This is a genomic window from Microbacterium sp. NPDC076895 (genome assembly GCF_040687115.1).
Classification (GTDB): Bacteria; Actinomycetota; Actinomycetes; order Actinomycetales; family Microbacteriaceae; genus Microbacterium.
Genome location: NZ_JBFBMQ010000012.1, coordinates 77900 through 97965, shown reverse-complemented (window position 1 = coordinate 97965; position 20066 = coordinate 77900). Strand labels below are relative to the sequence as shown.

Genomic DNA, 20066 nt, shown 5'->3' with positions numbered 1-20066 from the left:
TTCCCGTCTGGATCAGCAGCCGGATCGGCGCCTGGGAGCCTGTCGCAAGCCGCGTGCGGGCGGTGAACCCGAGCTGTTCGGCCTCGTCGAGGAACCCGTCGATCTCGGCCCGCAGCGGGCTGGTCTGGATCTCCCGCCAGAGCGGTGACAGCTTCCTCGAAAGCAGGTAGTCGTATCCCGGCCGCAACCCGCCGTGCAGCATCAGGAACGTGATCACCGGACGCGCTGCCGACCCCGCCGACAGTCGCTGCTGAAGCGGTGTCGCCGCCCAGTCCTGCGGGTCCGGCCAGGACTCGAAGAACCGTCGCGCAGCCCACTCGTAGGACGGGTTCCCTCGGCCGGTCGCCGTCAGGTGACGCAGATACGCGTCCCGGAGATCATCGCCTCGCAGCGACGCGATCCCGGGGTCACCGCTGCTGAGAGCGGATGCGTTCGCGTGCCGCATCGAACTGGGCTTTCACGTGAGCAGGAGCGAGGTGGACGTAGCGGGCGGTTGTGTCGACATGCGCGTGACCGAGAAGGGCCTGCATCACCGCGAGATCGACGCCGGCCTCGGCGAGGACTGTTCCGAACGTGTGACGCAGCGCGTGCGGGTGCCCGCCGGTCACGCCGGTCAGGCCCCGGTGGTAGCGGAACACCGTCCGCAACCCTGCCGCCGTCAACGGGCCGCCGCGGTTCGGGCCTTTGCCGACGAGGAACAGGAACTCGGAGTCTGACTCGGGGCGTTCGGCGAGGAGATAGACGTCGATCACCGACGCGACGTCCGGGTCCAGCGGGACGCGGCGCTGTTTCGCGCCCTTGCCGGTGACAGTGACCCAGCGGCCGCCGATGTCGACGTCCTTCACGTGCAGGCCGAGGACTTCCATCGACCGCAGCCCGCACCACAGCATCAGCCCTGCGATCGCCCGATCCCGCCAGGTCCGCAGACTCCCCACCAGCGTCGCCGCGTCCTGGGGTGACAGTGCGACCGGCAGCCGGCGTGGTTCCCGCAACCTGAGCGCGGATCGCGCGACCGGGCGCCGGACGGTGTGAGCGAGCATCCCTGACCGCTCCCCGCTCGTCCGCCAGCGCGCTTCCCTGCCCCGCGGGACCGGGTTCCGCCTCGCCGGGTCGCGCAGTCCCGCATACGTGAACAGCCCTGAGATCGCCGCGAGCCGACGGTTGATCGTCGTCGCCGCGTATCGGTCCAGCCGGCGGCCATCCATCCCGACGACGTTCGGGCCCGGCCTGCCTGGCAGGGTCGCTTCACGACATGCCCGCAGGAATCCGAGGAGATCATCGGTCGTGACCTCCTCAAGCGGGCGGTTCTGCCCGGACAGCCAGCGGCAGAACGCGAGCAGGTCATACCCGTAGGACCTCACCGTCGCCGGCGAGTAGTTCCGATCCAGCAGATGCGCGAGGTACTCGTCCACCAGCGCGAACCGGGCGGCGTGCTCACCGGCGAGCACCCACTCGCCGTCACGCTGCTCGAGCCGCAGGACTTCCTTGTCCGTCATGCGACACATGTTGCACCCGTGCGTCACACACGCGACGGACGCGACGCCCACCGGCGTGTCGCCGCCTGGGCTCGCGGGTCGAATAACCGGTTAAGAGGGTGCCGTAGGATCTGCCCATGGAGCCGACGAGCCCGTTGTTGCGGAGCAGGTTCTGGGTGCGTTTCGCGCGGAACTGGCCGCCTCTGTCGGAGTGGCAGATCGTGCCGTCAGGTGAGCGCAACGCGATCGCGTTGCGCATCGCCGCGCGGGCGAGAGATGACTTCATGCGGGTGTCGATGGAGTAACCGACGATCTTGTTCGACCAGACGTCTTTGATCGCGCAGATGTAGAGTTTGCCTTCTCTGGTCGGGTGTTCCGAGATGTCCCAGAGCCAGACCTTGTTCGGCCCGTCGGCGATGAACTCGTGCCGGATGACGCCGTGCTCGTCGACGACCGCGAGGAGGTCATCATGCGGCGCAGGTCCCGTGCTGCCGGGTTTGCTGCGCTTGCGGTGGTGCGACGCGTGGATGCCCGCGATCCGGCAGAGTCGGTGCACCCGGTTCTCGCTCGCGGAGATCCCGTGCTCGCTCTCGAGCTCATCGGTGAGGAACCTGTAGCCGAGCGTGACGTCGTCGGCATGGAGGTCGTAGAGCACATCGATCAGGTGCGCGTCGTCCCAGTCCCGCTGGGAGACCGGGTCTTTGAGCCACTGGTAGTACCCCTGCCTGGACAGGCCGAGGACCCGCAACGCCACCGCGACCGGCACCCTCACGGGAGCACCGGCCGCAGCCATCTCGTGGACGAGCGGGAAGACTATTTTCCCGGCAGGTTCGCCTGCGACAGATACGCCGCGGCCCGCCGCAGCACCTCGTTCTCCTGCTCCAACAGCCGGATCCGCTTATTCGCCTCACGCAGCTGCTTGCGCTCGTCGTCGGTCAGGCCGGCACGCTTGCCGTCCTCGACGTCGGCCTGCTTCATCCAGTTGCTCAACGAGCCTTCGGAGATACCGAAGTCCTTCGCGATCTGCGCCAGCGGCGCCTGACCCTTCCGGGCCACGGCCACGACATCATCGCGGAACTCTCGGGGATAGGGCTTTGCCACAAGAACATCCTTCCAGCGAGGACGAATCCTCACAGTTCAGATGTCAACCAAACTCGGGGCAGACCCCGAGAGCATCGCGAATCCGACGGTGATGAGGTTCGCATAGTCGGCGGGCGGGATGCCAGCAGCGGCGTGTTCTCGAAAAGGACAGTGCGGCTGCGCGTTGCGCGCATGCCGACGGTCTCGTCGATGGGCGGGAAGCTGATGCTGTCATCGACCGTCACCCCGAAGAAGGCCGGGGTCCCGTCGATGCTCGTGTTGACGAGCATGTGGTCTGCGGCCTCCGAGCCCGAGACGAACACCTTGCGGCCGGTGAGCACCCAGTTCTCGCCGGCGGGAGTCGCGTTCTGCTGGGGTGCGAGGAAGAACCTGCCGCCCGCGGGTTCGGAGAGGGCGTTGACGAAGCGCTCGCCGGCGCGCAGTTTGGCTGCGAAGAAGGCAGCCTCATCGGGAGCGGACATCGTCACGAGCGCGTGCGCTGCGCCGATGTGCATGAGCCAGACCGTGGCGACGGCGGGGTGGTGGGAGGCGAGGATGCGGACGGTGTGCGCCAGCGTCACATAGGACAGGCCCTGGCCGCCATGCTCCGGTGGAAGGAAGGCGGCATCCAGCCCCGATGCGGACAGGGTCGAGATCCGCGGGGAGCTCGACCGGAATCGGCACGGTGTCATCGGCGATCATCGCGACGGCACCATCCGCCCACCATCGCTTGCGAACCGCCAGCCGGGTGGTGTCTGCCGGCCGCTCCATCACTGCACCGATCTCCGCGCCGAGGGGCAGAGTGCGGGAGTCGAGCACCTCCACTTCGGCGCGATAGTCGAGGCGGTCGAGGAGCTCGGTGTGTTCGAACTGCTCCTCAAGGCGGACGCTCAAGCGCAGGGCGATCGGATCGACCGTGGTCACCGTCCCCTGCCGTTGCCGCACGATGCCCTGCGCCTCGAGCTGGGCCATCGCGTTGCGCAGTTGCTGGCGATTGCACTCCAGGCGCGCCGTCAACTCCAGTTCCCCGGGCAACGGGGCCCCGAGCGCCGCCGCCTCGCGCACGTAGCGCAGGAGCCCATGCTGGACGCGCATCGTGTCCGCGTCGCCACCCGGGCGTGGCAGTGGGAGGTAGGTGGTCACGGGTTCTCCTCACACGGACGCGTTCCGCAGTGGGGCTGACCACACGCTATCGGTCCGCCACGGCATCCGTCGCCAACTCAGCAGGACCGGCGCCATCGGCCCGCTCCTGCTGTGCCGAGTCGCCGAAGTTCCGCCGATCGTGAGGAGTTAGCTACGCCTGCGGGAGCGCCCGATCCAGGTCAGCGCAGCGAGGTCGCCACCTCGCGAAGGGCATCTGCCGACCGGCGCAGCAGTGCGAGTTCGTTCGGGGAGAACGGCGTCTGGCGGATCGGGAACGCACCGCGGGAATTGACGATCGAGGGCACCGAGAGCGCCACCCCGTCGATGCCGTGGAAGTCCTGCAGCACCGTGCTGACGGGCAAGACGGCGTTCTCGTCACCCAGGATGGCCTCGATGATGCGCGCCGACGAGAGTCCGATCGCGTAATTGGTCGCGCCCTTGCCCTGGATGACCTTGTAGGCGGCATCCCGAACATCGACGGTGATCGCGTCGAGCTCATCGACCGTCATTCGAGGGTGGCCCTCCGACTCCCACTCCAGGAGCGGGACCGTGCCGATGCTCGCATGGGACCACAGGGCGAACTCCGTGTCGCCGTGCTCACCGATGATGTAGGCGTGCACGCTCGAGGTGGCAACACCAGCTCGATGCGCGAGCTTCCAGCGCAGCCGAGACGTATCGAGTACGGTTCCCGACGCGAACAGCCGCTCCGGAGGAAGCCCGGTTTCCTCCTGGGCGAGCACCGTCAGCACATCGCACGGGTTGGTCACGATGACGTAGACCGCGTCGGGGGCCACCTCCAGCAGCTGGGGGAGCATCTTTCGCAGGATGCCGGCATTCACGCCCGCAAGCTCGATGCGGCTCTGCCCCGGGTTCTGCTTCGCGCCGGCGGTGATCACGACGACGTGCGAACCCGCGGCTACCGAGATGTCGCTGCCGCCGGTGATGTCGCTCGTGCCGGTGAACAGGGTGCCGTGAGCGAGATCGAGAACCTCGGCATCCACCTTCGCGGTATTGATGTCGTAGAGGGCGACATGGCGGGCTGAGCCGCGGATGAGGGCGGCGTAGGCGACGCTGGAGCCGACGCTGCCGGCGCCGACGACGGTGACTTTCGAGTTCTCGATCACGCTCATGGGGGACAGTCTGGCAGGTCGACGTTACGCCCCGGTAGCGGGCGCCGGGTCCCCGCCGGCTGAGGCGACATCGGAGTTCCGGATGCCGAGGAGAGACACGATGCCGCCCGCGACCATGAGTCCGGCGGTGACGATCGCGGCGCGGTGGAATCCGTCCAGATCGAGGCTCCCGGCGACGATCGTCGCGAGCGTCGCGATGACGAGAAGCCCGGCGATTCTTGCGACCGCGTTGTTCATGGCCGATGCGATGCCCGATCGGGCAGGGTCCACCGCGCCGAGGATCGCCGCGGTGAGGGGCGAGACCGTGATGGCAAGCCCAAGTCCGAAGAGGATGAGCCCCGGAAGGAGTTGGAGCCAGTAGTTGACGGGGTCGGTGACCGTGAGAAGCAGCAGCGATCCGCCGGCCATCACGAGCGGTCCGACGGTCATGAAGATCCGTGGTCCGAAACGGTCGGACAGTGACCCTATCGACGCGCTCAGCAGCACCATCATGACGGTTGAGGGCAGGCTCGCAAGCCCCGCGAGAGTCGCAGAGAAGCCGGCTTGCTGCTGCAGGTACACGGTGACGACGAAGCCGTTGAGTGAGAGCGCCGCGTAGACGAAGAGGGTCGCGATGTTGCCAGTCCAGAAGTTGCGGATGCGGAAGAGGTCAAGCGGCAACATCGGCGCCGTCGCCGACCGCTGACGCCAGAGGAAGAGCGCGAACAGAAGGATGCCGGCCGCGAACGTCCCCCAGATCACGGGCGATCCCCATCCGAGGTTCGGTTGTTCGATCAGCGCGAAGACCGCCCCGCCGAGTCCGAAGGTGCACAGGGCGGCGCCGATCCAGTCGATGCGCGCATCGGGGCGGCGCTCGTCGCGCTCGCCGAGGGTGTGGAGGAGCCACAGCGTGATGCCGATCGGTACGACGTTGATGACGAACGCGAATCGCCACGACAGGTAGTCGACGAAGACGCCGCCGATGAGGGGCCCGACGATCATGGCGCCGGTGGTCATGGCCGTCCAGATGCCGATCGCCCGGCCGCGCATCGCGCCGTCGAAGCGCGAGGTGATGAGCGCCAGAGAGCTCGGGACCAGGAACGCGCCAGCTGCACCCTGCACCGCTCGGGCGACGATCAGGATGGCGGGGTCTGGCGCGATCGCGATGACGACGGATGCCGCGGCGAATCCGTAGAGGCCGATGCGCAGCACGAGCAGCCTGCCGAAGGCATCCGAGATCGACCCGGCGAGCAGGATGAGCGATCCGAGGGTGATGAGGTAGGCATCCACTACCCACTGCTGGGTCGTGAGGCCGCCGCCGAGGTCGTCTTCGATCGCGGGGAGGGCGACGTTGATGAGCGTTCCGTCGAGGAACGCGACGAACGACGCGAGGATCGCGATCGTGAGGATGAGCCGCTGCGACCGACTCATGTGAGATGCCACACCGTCACGCTACGCGCCCTGCGCGACGGTGGGTCGCTCAGATCAGAGGGCGCCGCCGGCAGCGGGCGGCGCGTCAGCTTCGGTCGAGTCGCCGTTCGGCATGTCGCGAGCGACGAAGTTCTCAATGTCGAAGAGGTTGGTCGTGCGCTCGGCGATGTTCAGGAGGGTCGTCATCGACGCGACCTCCTCAACCTGTTCCTTCAGGAACCACAGCATCGCCTGCTCTCCCAGTCCGTCGCTCTCGGCGCGGGCCGCAGCGAAGAGCGCCTCGATCTGTGACGAAACGCGCTTCTCCTGCTCGAGTGCCAGGCGGATCGGCTCGGCGTGGTCGGCGAAGTCGGTGCGCACAGCCGGAACGCCGGGGATGGTCACGCCCATGTCGCGGTCGAGGCGGTACTGGATGAGCATCATCGCGTGGTTGCGCTCTTCGACGGACTGGCGGTAGAAGTGGCGCGCGAGCTGCGGCAGGTCGTGGTCGTCGTACCAAACGGCGATGGCGATGTACTGCTGGCTGGCGGCGAACTCGTGGCCGATCTGCTCGGACAGCAGTTGGTCGAACGTGGTCATGACACTCCGATCGGATCGCGATACTCTCCTTGCCATCCTGGCAGAGGGCCGTCACTGAGTGAACAGGCCTCTGGGTTCCCCGACCGACGTGAGGTAGTCGGCGCGGCGTGCGAACAGCCCTGGAACTCGCTCGCGCACGTTCGCGATGAGGGTGTCGAGGTCGGCGGTTGTAAGGATGCCGTCAGCGACCACCGTGCGACCGGCCACGACGACCCGATCGACGTCACCACCGCGCACCGCATGCACGAGATTGTGATGGACATTCGCGTGGGATCCCGCGGGAAGGAGCGGGGTCATCCGGGGTGTGTCAGTACGGATGGTGATCAGGTCGGCCTGCTTGCCTGGCTCGAGCGAACCGAGTCTGTCGCCCTGGCCGATTGCGCGCGCACCGCCGACGGTCGCCATCTCGAGCACCTGCCAGGAGTCCATGGCCGCGGCATCCATCTTTCGGAGCTTGCCGAGCAGGGACGCGACCTTCATTTCCTCGAACATGTCAAGGTTGTTGTTCTCTTTCTCGCCGTCGGTGCCGAGGCCGACATTCACGCCCGCGGCCAGCATCTCTGCGATCGGGGCCATGCCGCTGGCGAGCTTCATGTTGCTGACGGGGTTGTGTGAAACCCCGACACCACGCTCGGCGATCAGGCGGATCTCGTCAGTGTCGAGCCACACTGCGTGCGCGATCATGGCGCGGGGGGTGTCGAAGAAGCCCATGCGCTCGAGGGCATGCATCGGGCGTAGCCCGGTGCGTTCCGCGAATATCTGCACGTCCAGGTCGGACTCGCTGCAGTGCGTGTAGATGCCGGTGCCGTAGGCCCGCGCCATCGCGACGGCACGGGCGCGACCGGCGTCGTCGGCGTAGAACGGATGCTCCAGGCCCACCCATGGCATGATTCGACCACTGCCCGCGCCCGTCCATTCGCGCAGCATCCGTTCGTTGTCATCGAGGGTGTCGAAGTAGTCGAAGTTGGGATGCTCGCCGACGTAGTTGACGGTGACGAGTCGGTTGCCGAGCTCGACCGCGGCGGCGGCGGCCCGATCCATGTAGCGCCACATATCTACGACGGTGGTCGTGCCTGAGAGGAGTCCCTCGGCGTAGCAGAGCCAGGCTGCTGCCGCCGCGTCATCCGGCTGGAGAACTCGATGCATGGGATCGATGTGCACGCGCAGCCACTCGTACACGGGCATGTGCTCGGCGGTTCCGCGCAGGAGCCCAGAGTGGTGGTGGCCGTTAATGAGCCCCGGCATCATAAGTCGATCGCTGAGGTGACGGTGCTCGGCATCCGGATATCGCCGCTCCAGCTCGTCGCGAGCGTCGACGGCGACGATGGTGTCGCCGTCGATCGCCACACCGGCATCGGTGAGTACGCTGCGGGAGGCATCCATCGGAACAAGGATGTCGGCGGTGAGGAGGTGCACGCTTGTCCCTTCCGTTCTGGCGCCGCAACGGATGTCGACGCTCGCTCCCGGTGACGTTATCGCCGGTTCATGTCGGCGCGGTTTCGACGGTGCTCGCGGATGCCGGATGCTGTCGTCACCAGGATTTCTGCGGAGCAGCGGCGTGTCGTAAACTGGACGGCGGTGACGTGTCCGAGCGGCCGAAGGTGCAACTCTCGAAAAGTTGTGTAGGGTAACCCCCTACCGTGGGTTCAAATCCCACCGTCACCGCCATGTGCAAGGCCCCGATATCCGCGGAATAACGCGGGAATCGGGGCCTTCGTCATTCGCCAATCGGCACGGTGACGGGCGCGCCCGAGACCGTCGACAGATACGGCCGCCTCGACGTGCTGGTGAACAACGCGGCAGCGCCGCAGGGCGATGATCGGGCTGACATCGAAGAGGTGCCGGTGTCGACATTCGACCGGATCGTTGCCATCAACCTTCGCGGGACGTACCTCATGTGTCTAGCTGCGGTCCCCGTGATGCATCGACAGCGCTATGGGCGGATCATCAACATTGCGTCGATGGCTAGCGTCGAAGGCGGGGCTCCCGCTGACTCCGCGCCGGAAACGAGGGGCGTGGCCGTCAGCTCGATGTGAGGATCAGATGAACCGTGTCGGCGAGACGTCCGAGGACGTCGTTCCAGTCGTAGTCGTTCTCGGGGCTGACCGTTGCCGCGACGCCGAGGCCGAGATAGCGGACGCTCAAGCTGTAGAAGACTTCGAAAGCCCAGTCCGCGCGCGCTGCGGCTAACTCGACCTGGTGCTCCTCGGCGGCGGTCAGCATGGCGCGAACGAAGACTGCCTGGCCCGCGTGGCCGGACTGCCGGCCGCGGTCGCGGATGGCGGGGTCCTCGACGCCGAGGAGGAAGAACGGCGACAGCAGTTCGCGGTTCTGTCGCAGCAGCTCGGCGTACGCGGTGACGACCGATGTCACGGACCCTTCGAACGTTGCTGCTCCCAGCCCGGCAGCGCTCACGCGCTCCCTGGTCTCGGCATCGAGGCGATCGAACTCTTCGTTCTGCACCACTCGCAGCAGGTCGGCCTTGCTCGATACTCGGCCGTAGATGGTGCCGACCGACAGGCCAGCAGCCGCGCTCACTTCGGCGATCGAGAACTGGCCGTTGCCGCGCTCCTGCAGAAGCTGGAGCACCGCGGAGCGTACTTTCGCGAAGGAGTCGCGGCTGCGTCGCTGCTTGGGTTCGGCCACCCCGTTGATGGTCGGTCGTGTGGCCATCCTCGCTCCGTTTCGCGCGTCGTCGTCCCTCGTCGGGAGTGTAACCACCCGGCGGCGGGTCTACCGCGCCGCCACCTCGACGAGGAACACCGACTGGGGTGCGAGGTCGAGGTCCAGCTCGATGTCGCCCGTTTCGGAGACCATCGCGTCGTAGGGTTCGTCGGCAGCTCCTGACACCGACGTGCGCGTGACGCTGACGGAGCGTCCTGCCCACGGGAGGTTCCTGACCTGGATGCGGGCCGAGGTCACTCCCGCTGACGCCAGTTCACCACGTTGTGGGGGGAGCGTGAGGCCGAGCTCGATGCGATGCTCCCCGATCGGGATGCGGAACGTGAACCGATCCTCCGCCCGTGGGGCCAACGCCCAGTCGGGAGCCGCATAGTTGGCGACAAGCACACGCACGACCTCGCCCTCGCGGCTCGCTGCACACGCCAGTCCGGATTCGTCAGCGCCGGTGACGGCGAGCCGGCTGCCCGACAGTGTGCGTCCGGCCATCGCGAGCGCGCGAGAGCGTTCGTCAGGGCTGCCATCGGCAGCTCCTACCCCGGCGGGGTCGACGAAGCCGTAGTGCGGGTCGAGCCCGCTGTCAGCGCGGAAGAAGAACGCGTGGTCGATGACCGTGTCCTGCAGGTAGATCGCCGTCGCTGCCTGAAAGGCTCCCTTTTCGGCCGCCGGCGCGTTGCTACTGGGAACGGCGAGGTAGTTCCAGTAGCTGAGGGTCAGGTCGGTGTCGGTGAAGCCATGACGGTCGAGAAGCGCGCGCAGCTGATTCGACACGTATCGGAAGTCCAGTGGGTCGCGGCTTCCGTCGGTGAACCAGAGGAACGAGAAGAAGTCGAGCGGCAGATCGTTCGTGCGCACGAACTCGAGGAAGCCCTCGCGGTAGGGTGCGTCGCCGTCGAGAGGGAACGCGGTAGCCGGGCCCCCGACGGTCAGCGACGGATCGACGCGGTGCACCGCCTCGCAGAACGCCCGGTACATCTCGTAGAACTCTTCGGGTTCTCCCGCGAAGTGCAGCGGCCCGAAGTCGGGCTGGTCGCCGAACTCAGAGATGCGGATGGGAGTGGCGGGGCCCCCGGCCCACCCTTGCGAGTAATGACGCACGATGTGCTCGACGACCTGTCCGTATACCTCGAGGTCTTCTGCAGGCAGCTTGTTCGAGGGGATGGAGCTTGCGACAGTGAACATCACTTGCGCCCCGATGGAGTGCACCGCCTCCACCCACTGGTCGGTGGCTGCGAAGTTGTAGCTCGCAGGGTCGTTGACATCGGCATCCCAGTCGGGAAAGAGGCTCGTCGGGTTGTTGCGGGTGTCAAGGCGCGACAGCCAGTCGAAGGAACGCACCACCGTCACTCCCCCCTCACGCCACAGGGGCGTCATGTCGGGGAACTGGGGGTAGGCGTCGACAGGTCCGGGGATGCCTCCCACCCCGTTGAGCGCACGGAAGGCGCTCTCGTCGGCGGCGTCGATGATGAACGTTCGGTGTAAAGAATCAGCGGTGGGTGTGGCGGTGGCAGCAGGGGACGATTCGTCAGGATGCGACACGCGGGTCTCCTCGGTTGTGACGGGGTGGATGCGGGGCGCTCAGTACGGCATCCGCAGCAGGCGGTTGGCGTACTCGTTCGCGATGGGCTCGTCGTGGCGGAGATAATCGACGCGAGCGCGGTAGGTCTCCGGCGTCACCGAGTCGAACTCCTCGAGCATCGACTCAATCGAGCGATCGTGGACGGCTCGCACGCGCGGCAGGCGACGTTTCATGACGTTCATCTGCGCGTCGACGAGGGGCTGATCTTTCGCGAGTTCCTGGGCGAGGACGACTCCGTCTTCGATGCTCATCGCTGCGCCGGATCCGAGGTAGGGCGTCATCGCGTGTGCGGCGTCACCCATGATCATGATGCGGCCTCGGAACCACGGATACGGAACCCATACTGTCGAGTAGGGCGTGTACGCGACGTTCTCGGAATGACGAACGTCCTCGAGCGCGTCTGCGAGGAACTCGGATCCGCGGGTGAGCGCGACGGCGCGATCGTGCATGATCTCGGCCATCTTGTTCGAGTCGTAGCGGGGGCGCCCCTCCTCGGCCACGGTGAGCACCATGTACATCGCGTCCTCTGACAGGGGAGTGAGCATGATCTTGCCGCCATACCCTGGCAGATGATCGGCTGCATGAGCTTGCGCCGGTTCGGAAGCGCCGCGCGCCACGCGACACCGCCCACCGGCCGCGGAGCGTACTTCTCGCCGAAGTGATCCTGTCGAATCTGCGAGTTGATGCCGTCGAAGCCGAGGACGAGGTCGTAATCGCCGCGGTCACCGCTACTGAAGGTGACGGAGACGGTGTTCTCGTCCTGCTCCAGATTCGTCACGGTCGTGCTCATCCGGATAGTGCAGCCGTTGTCGAGGGCATGCTGGGCAGCCATCTCGAGGAAGGCAACGCGTGCCATCGTCACGCACCCCGGGAGGCCTTCGTCCTGCGTGCCGTAGCTCATGTTGCTCAGGAAGTTGCCCTCGGCGTCGTAGTTGTCGATCCCCGGAGCAGGGTGCCCGAGCTTCAGAAAGTCATCCAGCAGGCCGATCTCTCGCAGCGCCCGCAATCCGTTGATCCGCAGCCCGAAGCCGACCCCGGCGACGCTGTTGTCGGGCTTGACGTCGATGACGTCGACGTGGACGCCGATTCGGGCAAGGGCCGAGGCGGTGGTCAGGCCGCCAATGCCGGCGCCGACAATCAGGATCTTCATCGGTTCTGCCATGGCGTTTCCTCTCTGAGCGGCCGTCGGTTGCGCGCGTATACGCAGCGCGAATATTCGAATCCGAGCTATGGTTCGGATTCGAAATGTACCGACTCCCGTGGCGACGCGCAAGAGGGGCCCTTCGGCGTGCAGTGAGGAGTTCCCGGCATGCACCTGCGCCCGCCACGGATGCGAAGTGCAGGGCGCGAGCCTCCGGTAGCGTGCCGATCGTGACCGTTGAAGACCTGCCGTGCCCGAACTGAGCGCGCTCGCGTGGGTCGCGCTTGCGGCCGGCGCGGTCATTATCGGACTGTCGAAGGCCGCGCTGCCGGGAGCGGGGACCATCGCTGTGGTTCTCTTCGCGTCAGCACTCCCGGCCAAGCAGTCCACCGGGACGATCCTGCTACTACTCATCGTGGGTGACGCTCTGGCGCTGCTCGCTTACCGGCGTCACGCCGACGTTCGGGCTCTCTTGCGGCTCATCCCGACGGTGATCGCTGGGATCTTGGTGGGCACGCTCTTCCTCGCCTTTGCGTCGGATCAGTGGGTGAGGCGCACGATCGGCGTCATCCTGCTTGTCGTCATCGCTGTCACCCTCTGGCGGCGATCCCGCACGGATGCCGACGCGGCACCAGGCGTGGTGGCAGCTGGCTTTTACGGGGTGATGGGCGGATTTACGACGATGGTCGCAAATGCGGCGGGCCCGGTCATGTCGATGTACTTCCTCGCGGCACGGTTGCCCGTTCAGGTGTTCCTCGGGACCGCTGCGTGGTTCTTCGCCGCGGTGAATGTCGCGAAGGTCCCCTTCTCGATCGGTCTCGGGCTCATCACGCCGCACGGCCTGCTGATCGATCTGATCCTCGTGCCCGCGGTGGTCATCGGTGCGCTGGTCGGACGACGGATCGCGGCTGCGATCAGTCAACGCCTCTTCGAGCAGATCGTGATCGTCCTGACTGTCGTGGGAGCCGTGTACCTCCTGATCTGAGGGGTCCTACGAGGCGACGACTCCGCGTGCCGGTGTGGCATTCGCGCCGGTCTGTCGTGACAGATTGTCGATCGGTTTGTCCTGGCAGGTGACCTAACCTGACGACATGGCTGAACTCGACATCCCGACCATCCCGCACTGGATCGACGGCGCACCGACGGCGTCGACATCCGGGCGCACGGCCCCGGTCTTCAACCCCGCTACCGGCGTGGTCGCGGCCACCGTCGCGCTGGCCGACCAGGCGGAAACTGACGCCGCCATTGCCTCGGCACGACGCGGCTTCGAGGAGTGGTCGTCGTGGTCGATCGCCAAGCGCCAGGGCGTGCTCTTCGCCTTCCGTGAGCTGCTCAATGCGCGCAAGCCGGAGCTCGCGGCGATCATCACCGCCGAACACGGCAAAGTGCTCTCCGACGCGATGGGTGAGATCCTGCGCGGTCAGGAGGTCGTTGAGCTTGCCACCGGCTTCCCCCACCTGATCAAGGGCGCGTACTCCGAGAACGCCTCGAGCGGGATCGATGTCTACTCTCTCAAGCAGCCCCTCGGCGTCGTGGGTGTCATCAGCCCCTTCAACTTCCCCGCGATGGTGCCGCTGTGGTTCGCCCCCATCGCCATCGCCGCTGGCAACGCCGTCGTTCTCAAGCCGAGCGAGAAAGACCCGTCGGCCGCGCTCTGGCTCGCGGGGTTGTGGAAGGAAGCGGGGCTTCCCGACGGCGCCTTCACCGTCCTGCAGGGCGACAAGCTGGCCGTGGATGGGCTGCTGAACTCGCCCACCGTCGAGTCCATCAGCTTCGTCGGTTCCACGCCGATCGCGCAGTACATCTACGAGACCGCCGCACGCAACGGCAAGCGAGTTCAGGCGCTCGGTGGGGCCAAGAATCACATGCTCGTGCTGCCGGATGCCGACCTTGATCTCGTCGCCGACCAGGCAGTCAATGCCGGCTACGGCGCGGCGGGTGAGCGGTGTATGGCGATCAGTGTGGTGCTCGCCGTGGAGCCCGTCGCCGATGAGCTGATCGCAAAGATCACGGACCGCATCGCGCGGCTCACCGTCGGCAACGGCGCACAGACCGGCGACGCGGAACCCGACATGGGCCCGCTCATCACCGACCAGCACCGCCAGAAGGTGGCTGGATACGTCGATATCGCCGAGGCGGATGGCGCCACGATCGTCGTCGATGGCCGCTCGCTGGTCGTCGACGGCCACGAGGACGGATTCTTCTTCGGACCGACGCTGATCGATGGCCTTCCGATCACCAGCCGCGCCTACACCGAGGAGATCTTTGGTCCAGTCCTCTCGGTCGTGCGGGTCGGGAGCTTCGAAGAAGGAGTCGCGCTGATCAACTCGGGCGAGTTCGGCAACGGGACTGCCATTTTCACGAACGACGGGGGCGCCGCTCGACGATTCCAGAACGAGGTGCAGGTCGGCATGATCGGCATCAACGTGCCGATCCCGGTTCCCGTCGCGTACCACTCGTTTGGCGGGTGGAAGAAGTCGCTGTTCGGTGATGCCAAGGCCTACGGCGTTCACGGGTTCGATTTCTTCACGCGCGAGAAGGCGGTCACCGCGCGCTGGCTCGACCCGGCAACACACGGCGGGATCAACCTGGGCTTCCCGCAGAACACCTGAGGGCGCGTCGGCGCTCAGCGTTCGGCGGAGGAGAGTTCCATCGCCGCCCACAGCTGAGCGCGACCGTCGAAGGATGACAGATCCAGGCCGAGGAGTTCGCCCAGCTCATCGATGCGGGCGCGCAGGGTGTGTCGATGGATGTCGAGCGTGCGGGCAGCGGGATCCCACGCGGTATTGGCTGCGAACCAGGCGGTCGCGGCGGCGAGCAGACGTTCACGGTGCGCCGGAGCTAGCTGATCGAGCGGCGCGAGCATGCGGCGGGCAAGGAGCGGACCGCCGTTGTTTCGCAGCATGCCGATCACCCCGCGGTCGGCGATCGCGGCGAACTCGATGACCCCGGGCTCGCTCGACTGTCGGGCAGCATGGGCTGCCTCGGCCAGCGCGCGGCCGAGCTCCTCCCATCGATCGAGCTCGGCGAAGCCTGCGGCGGTGTCATGTTTCTGCAGCAGATCAGCGACCCCCGCGAGTCCCTCGCGCGTGACCAGGATCAGCAGATCCTCCTCGCGCTCGGCGAAGAAGAGGATGCCCGGTTCCGCCGTTGCGGAAAGCTCAAGCTCGTCGAGAAGCGACTGGCTTCCGGTGAACCCCACGACCTGACCGGCGAGCAGCGGCGGCGTCGGCATCCGTCCCCACAGTGCCGTGGATGACCGGGAAGCTTCTTCTGCGCGGCCCGCCAGGAGCAGCTCGATGACTCCGGTCCGCACCCGCAGACGCGCATCCGAGACGGCGCGCTGCTGCTCCAGCGCAATGCTCGCCAGGGCGATGACCGACTCGACAAGATCGCTGTGCGCGGAATCAAGCGGGGTGTCGGCGCCGACGGCGAGGACGCCCCCGAGTCGCCCGTTCTGACCGATCGTCTGCAGCGTCGCGGCATGGGGCTCGGCGACCCGGATGCTCGCCGGTATGGATTTGCGCAGCAGCATCCGCGCCTGCTCCACGATCGCGGGTTCGACGGATGCCGGGACCTCGGCGATCCCCGGCAGGCTGAGGGGTCGTCCCGCCGCATCGAAAAGCGCCACCCAGGTGCCAAGCCGGGAGGAGAGGGTTCGCAGAATCGCACGCAGGCCGTCTTGGCGCACAGCTGCCCGCGCCAACGCGCGCTGCGACTCGAGCGTCCACGACAGCCGCGCGCTACGATCGGCGGCTTCGGCATCCGCGACGTGTCGGATGATGCCGATGAACGGCGTCGTGCCGGGCACCTCGATGAGGGGGATCTCGTGGCGGCGGCACGCATCGATGAGCTCGGCGGGCACCTCCGGATGGATGACATCTGTTGCGAACCCCAATCCCGCCAACCCGCGCTGCTGGAGCCGGCGGCAGTAGTCCTCGGGAGAGGTCGGAGTCGGTCCGGCGAACTGCCCGCCGTCGGTCAGCAGCAGCTGCCCGGGTTCCAGCCATGGCGTGGGATCGGGGAGGTCGGAGTTGTGAACCCACGAGACGGTCCGCTCGAGGTGATCAGCATCAAGCTCACCCACGGCGCGCAGGCCGAACGCCCGAACAGCAAGAAGGGAGCGCAGCGTCGTCGGAATTGTCGTGCCAATCTGTCGATCGAAGAGTTCGCAGTACGACAATTGTGAACGACGCGAGCCGCTTCCGCGGAGCACACTAGGCGTATGGCTCTCACTCCTGACGACACGAACGCGAGCATCAGCGAACGCGACAAGTCGAGCGTCTTCCACTCCTGGTCCGCGCAGCGCTCCCTCGCTCCTCTGCCGCTTGCCGGTGGGAGCGGCAGCGAGGTCTGGGATGTCGACGGTCGCCGCTACCTCGACTTCTCGAGCCAGCTCGTCAACGTGAACATCGGCCACCAGCATCCGCGGGTCGTCGCGGCCATCCGGGAGCAGGCGGCGCAGCTCTCCACAGTCGCGCCGGCTCACGCGAACGCCACTCGTGCGCGCGCCGCTGAGTTGATCCTCGAGCGTGCCCCCGAGGGCTTCACGAAGGTGTTCTTCACCAACGGCGGCGCGGACGCGAACGAGAACGCGATCCGGATGGCGAGGCTCTTCACGGGGCGTGACAAGGTCATCTCCACCTACCGCTCGTACCACGGCAACACCGGCGCTGCGATCGTTGCCACCGGCGACTGGCGCCGTATTCCGAACGAGTTCTCGCGCGGGCACGTGCACATCTTCGGGCCCTACCTCTACCGCACGGAGTTCTGGGCCACCACTCCTGAGCAGGAGAGCGAGCGAGCGCTCCGCCACCTCGAGCGAACCATCCAGGCAGAGGGCCCCGACTCCATCGCAGCGATTCTGCTCGAGACGATCCCCGGAACCGCCGGCGTGCTCGTTCCGCCGCCCGGTTACCTCCCCGGAGTCCGCGAGATCGCCGACCGCTACGGCATCGTCTTGATCCTCGATGAGGTGATGGCGGGGTTTGCGCGCGCCGGCGAGTGGTTCGCGTTCGACGCTTTCGATGTCACGCCCGACCTGATCACCTTCGCGAAGGGCGTGAACTCCGGGTACGTGCCGCTGGGAGGCGTGGTCATCTCGGATGCGATCGCGCGTACGTTCGATGACCGGGTGTTCCCCGGCGGCCTCACGTATTCCGGTCATCCGCTCGCCGCTGCGTCAGCCGTCGCGACGATCGAGGCGATGGCGGACGAGAAGATCGTGGAGCACGCGGCCCGCATAGGAACGGATGTGTTGGGCCCGCGCCTGCGCGAGATCGCCGAGCGTCATGCGGTGGTGGGCGAGGTGCGCGGTCGCGGTGTCTTCTGGGCCGTCGAGCTCGTCGCCGACCGCGAGACGCGCGAGCCCCTCGGCGCCGACCGGATGGCAGCCCTCAAGAAGGATCTTCTCGACCAGGGCCTGCTCGGCTTCTTCGCCGAGAACCGGCTCCATGTCGTGCCGCCGGCCGTTGTCACCGAGTCCGAGCTGGACCGCGGCCTCACAATCATCGACGCGGCGCTGGGCCGCCTCGGCTGAGGAGACAGCGATGACACGGCTCGCGCCCTTCCAACCGCTCGACGTCGCGGCCGTGGATGTGGCGGCGACGCCGGTTCCCGAGGATCTTCGACTCGAGGGAGAACCCAGCACGGGCTTCATCGATGTTGCTGTGGTCGGCGACACCACGGTCGGAATCTGGGAGATGACTGCCGGTTCGATGCGCGACATCGAGGCTGACGAGGTGTTCGTCGTCGTCTCGGGTGAGGCGACTGTCGAACTCATCGGGGAGGACGGACAGGTCACCCGAACGATCGAGCTGCGAGCCGGCTCCCTGTGCCGGCTCGAGACGGGGATGCTGACGCGGTGGCACGTGCCTGTGGGGCTTCGAAAGGTTTACATCCTGCGGGATATCGAGCCGGAACCATGATCCGCCGCGCGGCCGCGGCTGGGTCTTCGACCACCACCGAAAGAGGATGCCGATGAGCGCTCCCACGGCGTATGGCCACGAGATCCGCACTGACCTCGGCGCCATTCGTGGTGCCTTGGCCGAGGCATCCACGACCCCGTTCTGGCTCGACAACCCCGATCGTCCCGATCCACGCGGCGCGGTCTCGGGGCGGGTGTCCACCGATCTGCTCGTCGTGGGTGGGGGATTCGCCGGGCTCTGGACGGCACTGATCGCCAAGGAGCGCGACCCGAAGCGGCGTGTCGTCCTCGTCGAGGGAAACCGCATCGGCTGGGCTGCGAGCGGCCGAAACGGTGGCTTCTGCGAAGCAAGCCTCACCCACGGACCGGAGAATGGGGAGCTGCACTTCGCTGACGAGATGCCGGTGCTGAACCGGCTCGCCGACGAGAACTTCGCCGAGATCCGCGCGGCGATCGAGCGGTATGGCATCGACGCAGAGTGGGAGGAGACCGGCGTTCTGACGGTGGCCACCGAGCCTCATCAGATCCGCTGGCTTCGAGAGGCCGCGGAGCACTCCGCGAACGAGACCTTCCTCGAGGGCGAGAGCCTTCGCGAGCGGGGGAACTCCCCCCTCTACCGTGCCGGGATGTTCGGAACCGACGGCGTCGCGTACGTGAATCCCGCCAAGCTCGCGTGGGGGCTCGCTGCGGCCGCCGAGCGTCTTGGCGTCGAGATCTCCGAGCACACGCGGGTGACCCGCCTGCGCACCGACGGCGATGTCATGGTCGCGCAGACTGCGCACGGCGAGATCCGCGCGAGCCGGGTGGCTCTTGCCACGAACGTGTTCGCGTCGCTGCTGCCCGAACTGCGCCTGTTCACGGTGCCGATCTACGACTATGTGCTCATGACTGAGCCGCTGAGCGCCGACCAGCTCGCCGCCATCGGCTGGACCGAGCGTCACGGAATCACCGACTCGTCGCGCGAGTTCCACTACTACCGAAAGTCTTCCGACAACAGGATTCTGTTCGGCGGGTATGACGCGGTCTACCACCGCGGCAGGCGTGTGAAGGCGGCGCAGGACCAACGCCCCGAGACCTTCGAGCGGCTCGCCGATCACTTCTACAGCACGTTCCCGCAACTATCCGGCATCCGGTTCTCGCACAAATGGGGTGGCGCGATCGACATGTCCACCCAGCTCGTCGCATTCCACGGGTCGGCTCGCGGTGGGCGCGTCGCTTATAGCGCGGGCTACACCGGGCTCGGCGTCGGAGCAACGCGGTTCGGAGCTGATGTCATGCTCGACCTGCTCGAGGGTCGCGAAACCGACCGCACGAGGCTGAAGATGTCGCGCCGGCTCCCGATCCCGATTCCGCCGGAGCCGTTGGCCTACCCGCTGATCCAGCTCATGCGACGAGCCGTCGCGAAGTCGGACCGAAACGGCGGCAAGGATGGACCGCTGCTGAAGCTTGCGGGACTGTTCGGCGTGGGCTTCGACTCCTGACGTCGGGCGGAGAGAACTCCTCTCGGGGTGGACGGGGCATCGCGATAAAGTTCAACTGTTTTGTGACGGTCGTCGAAAAACTCTTGACAGACGGCGCGTACGGTCGCTCTATGGCTGAGACGGTACGACGCGGTGCCGCTTGCTCGCTCAGGTGGATCCGCCAGCCGTGACTGAGGACCCGTACTCAGACCTCGTTGCTGAGCTGGAGCACTTCGCGCATTGCATCAGCGCCGCCGGGGCGCTGCCCCTGGCCGGCTTGATGCTCAGCGATGGGCTCGATCCGCACGTTCGCGCTTCCTACCTGGAGCTGATCGTTGGCCCCCGCAGAGAGCGCCTTCGTCGGATCTTCGCCGCGGGACGAGCGGCGGGTGACCTGACCGCTGACGCCGACGTCGAGATCGCCGCGAGCTTCTTGACGGGGTCCTGGTACTCGTTCCACGTCG

At 66.7% G+C, this 20066-nt stretch carries 17 protein-coding genes, 1 tRNA gene and 4 pseudogenes; 8 read left to right on the top strand and 14 right to left on the bottom strand.

Going from position 1 to position 20066, the window contains the following annotated elements:
• The 9 genes and pseudogenes from AB0O89_RS11395 to AB0O89_RS11355 form a co-directional block, all read right to left on the bottom strand.
• Positions 1 to 445, bottom strand: a pseudogene (locus tag AB0O89_RS11395) (integrase); the annotation flags it as partial.
• A complete protein-coding gene (locus AB0O89_RS11390; protein WP_300590808.1) occupies positions 408 to 1496 on the bottom strand; it encodes a tyrosine-type recombinase/integrase in 1089 nt (362 codons plus the stop codon). The gene AB0O89_RS11390 and the pseudogene AB0O89_RS11395, both read right to left, overlap by 38 nt.
• A 109-nt stretch (positions 1497 to 1605) precedes the next feature.
• Positions 1606 to 2576: pseudogene (locus AB0O89_RS11385) on the bottom strand (IS3 family transposase); the annotation flags it as partial.
• A gap of 29 nt (positions 2577 to 2605) precedes the next feature.
• A complete protein-coding gene (locus tag AB0O89_RS11380; RefSeq protein WP_300591514.1) occupies positions 2606 to 3037 on the bottom strand; it encodes an acyl-CoA dehydrogenase family protein in 432 nt (143 codons plus the stop codon).
• The gene (locus tag AB0O89_RS11375; protein ID WP_300591513.1) at positions 3021 to 3698 is read right to left on the bottom strand and encodes a GntR family transcriptional regulator; all 678 of its coding nucleotides are present in this window, start codon (positions 3696 to 3698) and stop codon (positions 3021 to 3023) included. Before AB0O89_RS11375 ends, AB0O89_RS11380 begins: the two co-directional genes overlap by 17 nt.
• Before the next feature lie 179 nt (positions 3699 to 3877).
• Positions 3878 to 4828: an L-lactate dehydrogenase gene (locus AB0O89_RS11370; RefSeq protein WP_300591512.1), complete on the bottom strand. Its 951-nt coding sequence runs from the start codon at positions 4826 to 4828 to the stop codon at positions 3878 to 3880.
• A 24-nt stretch (positions 4829 to 4852) separates the two neighbouring features.
• Positions 4853 to 6238 (bottom strand): MFS transporter, encoded by a 1386-nt coding sequence (locus AB0O89_RS11365; RefSeq protein ID WP_300591529.1) that lies wholly within the window; start codon positions 6236 to 6238, stop codon positions 4853 to 4855.
• A gap of 54 nt (positions 6239 to 6292) precedes the next feature.
• Positions 6293 to 6817 carry a ferritin gene (locus AB0O89_RS11360; protein WP_228177457.1) on the bottom strand — a complete coding sequence of 175 codons (525 nt, stop codon included), beginning with the start codon at positions 6815 to 6817 and terminating at the stop codon, positions 6293 to 6295.
• Positions 6818 to 6868: 51 nt separating this feature from the next.
• Positions 6869 to 8233 (bottom strand): amidohydrolase, encoded by a 1365-nt coding sequence (locus AB0O89_RS11355; RefSeq protein ID WP_363497550.1) that lies wholly within the window; start codon positions 8231 to 8233, stop codon positions 6869 to 6871.
• Between the two features lie 161 nt (positions 8234 to 8394).
• Here AB0O89_RS11355 and AB0O89_RS11350 point away from each other — a divergent pair.
• Together AB0O89_RS11350 and AB0O89_RS11345 are read left to right on the top strand one after the other, a co-directional pair.
• Positions 8395 to 8485, top strand: a tRNA-Ser gene (locus tag AB0O89_RS11350).
• A gap of 68 nt (positions 8486 to 8553) precedes the next feature.
• Positions 8554 to 8853, top strand: a complete 300-nt coding sequence (locus AB0O89_RS11345) for an SDR family NAD(P)-dependent oxidoreductase (RefSeq protein ID WP_363497547.1) — start codon at positions 8554 to 8556, stop codon at positions 8851 to 8853.
• Here AB0O89_RS11345 and AB0O89_RS11340 read toward each other — a convergent pair.
• From AB0O89_RS11340 to AB0O89_RS11325, 4 genes and pseudogenes are all read right to left on the bottom strand, one after another.
• The gene (locus AB0O89_RS11340) at positions 8840 to 9490 is read right to left on the bottom strand and encodes a TetR/AcrR family transcriptional regulator (RefSeq protein WP_363497544.1); all 651 of its coding nucleotides are present in this window, start codon (positions 9488 to 9490) and stop codon (positions 8840 to 8842) included. The two genes, AB0O89_RS11345 and AB0O89_RS11340, sit on opposite strands and share 14 nt — an antisense overlap.
• A gap of 60 nt (positions 9491 to 9550) precedes the next feature.
• A complete protein-coding gene (locus AB0O89_RS11335; RefSeq protein WP_363497541.1) occupies positions 9551 to 11035 on the bottom strand; it encodes a hypothetical protein in 1485 nt (494 codons plus the stop codon).
• A gap of 39 nt (positions 11036 to 11074) precedes the next feature.
• On the bottom strand, positions 11075 to 11620 hold the full coding sequence (locus tag AB0O89_RS11330) for an FAD-dependent monooxygenase (protein ID WP_300594563.1): 546 nt from the start codon (positions 11618 to 11620) through the stop codon (positions 11075 to 11077).
• A gap of 176 nt (positions 11621 to 11796) precedes the next feature.
• Positions 11797 to 12225, bottom strand: a pseudogene (locus AB0O89_RS11325) (FAD-dependent monooxygenase); the annotation flags it as partial.
• Between the two features lie 241 nt (positions 12226 to 12466).
• Here AB0O89_RS11325 and AB0O89_RS11320 point away from each other — a divergent pair.
• Both AB0O89_RS11320 and AB0O89_RS11315 read left to right on the top strand, forming a co-directional pair.
• Entirely contained in the window at positions 12467 to 13201 is a 735-nt protein-coding gene (locus AB0O89_RS11320; RefSeq protein ID WP_363497538.1) for a sulfite exporter TauE/SafE family protein, read from the top strand.
• 106 nt (positions 13202 to 13307) lie between these two features.
• Positions 13308 to 14828, top strand: a complete 1521-nt coding sequence (locus tag AB0O89_RS11315; protein ID WP_363497535.1) for a CoA-acylating methylmalonate-semialdehyde dehydrogenase — start codon at positions 13308 to 13310, stop codon at positions 14826 to 14828.
• 14 nt (positions 14829 to 14842) lie between these two features.
• On the opposite strand, the gene AB0O89_RS11310 is transcribed toward AB0O89_RS11315, so the two are convergent.
• Positions 14843 to 16303 (bottom strand): PucR family transcriptional regulator ligand-binding domain-containing protein, encoded by a 1461-nt coding sequence (locus AB0O89_RS11310; RefSeq protein ID WP_363497532.1) that lies wholly within the window; start codon positions 16301 to 16303, stop codon positions 14843 to 14845.
• A 138-nt stretch (positions 16304 to 16441) separates the two neighbouring features.
• Here AB0O89_RS11310 and AB0O89_RS11305 point away from each other — a divergent pair, with 138 nt between their 5' ends.
• The 4 genes and pseudogenes from AB0O89_RS11305 to AB0O89_RS11290 form a co-directional block, all read left to right on the top strand.
• Complete coding sequence (locus AB0O89_RS11305) at positions 16442 to 17755, top strand: aspartate aminotransferase family protein (protein WP_363497529.1); 1314 nt, start codon at positions 16442 to 16444, stop codon at positions 17753 to 17755.
• 10 nt (positions 17756 to 17765) lie between these two features.
• Positions 17766 to 18143, top strand: a complete 378-nt coding sequence (locus tag AB0O89_RS11300; RefSeq protein ID WP_363497526.1) for a cupin domain-containing protein — start codon at positions 17766 to 17768, stop codon at positions 18141 to 18143.
• Positions 18144 to 18195: 52 nt separating this feature from the next.
• The gene (locus tag AB0O89_RS11295) at positions 18196 to 19623 is read left to right on the top strand and encodes an FAD-dependent oxidoreductase (RefSeq protein ID WP_363497523.1); all 1428 of its coding nucleotides are present in this window, start codon (positions 18196 to 18198) and stop codon (positions 19621 to 19623) included.
• A 151-nt stretch (positions 19624 to 19774) separates the two neighbouring features.
• Positions 19775 to 20032, top strand: a pseudogene (locus AB0O89_RS11290) (TetR-like C-terminal domain-containing protein); the annotation flags it as partial.
• Positions 20033 to 20066 lie beyond the last annotated feature (34 nt).

Excerpts from the sequence above, each read along its gene's own strand:
- AB0O89_RS11330 (WP_300594563.1), bottom strand. The coding sequence starts at position 11,620 with ATGCTCACTCCCCTGTCAGAGGACGCGATGTACATGGTGCTCACCGTG.
- AB0O89_RS11365 (WP_300591529.1), bottom strand. The coding sequence starts at position 6,238 with ATGAGTCGGTCGCAGCGGCTCATCCTCACGATCGCGATCCTCGCGTCG.
- AB0O89_RS11360 (WP_228177457.1), bottom strand. The coding sequence starts at position 6,817 with ATGACCACGTTCGACCAACTGCTGTCCGAGCAGATCGGCCACGAGTTC.
- AB0O89_RS11295 (WP_363497523.1), top strand. The coding sequence starts at position 18,196 with ATGAGCGCTCCCACGGCGTATGGCCACGAGATCCGCACTGACCTCGGC.
- AB0O89_RS11380 (WP_300591514.1), bottom strand. The coding sequence starts at position 3,037 with ATGTCCGCTCCCGATGAGGCTGCCTTCTTCGCAGCCAAACTGCGCGCC.
- AB0O89_RS11305 (WP_363497529.1), top strand. The coding sequence starts at position 16,442 with ATGGCTCTCACTCCTGACGACACGAACGCGAGCATCAGCGAACGCGAC.
- AB0O89_RS11340 (WP_363497544.1), bottom strand. The coding sequence starts at position 9,490 with ATGGCCACACGACCGACCATCAACGGGGTGGCCGAACCCAAGCAGCGA.
- AB0O89_RS11390 (WP_300590808.1), bottom strand. The coding sequence starts at position 1,496 with ATGACGGACAAGGAAGTCCTGCGGCTCGAGCAGCGTGACGGCGAGTGG.
- AB0O89_RS11370 (WP_300591512.1), bottom strand. The coding sequence starts at position 4,828 with ATGAGCGTGATCGAGAACTCGAAAGTCACCGTCGTCGGCGCCGGCAGC.
- AB0O89_RS11315 (WP_363497535.1), top strand. The coding sequence starts at position 13,308 with ATGGCTGAACTCGACATCCCGACCATCCCGCACTGGATCGACGGCGCA.
- AB0O89_RS11300 (WP_363497526.1), top strand. The coding sequence starts at position 17,766 with ATGACACGGCTCGCGCCCTTCCAACCGCTCGACGTCGCGGCCGTGGAT.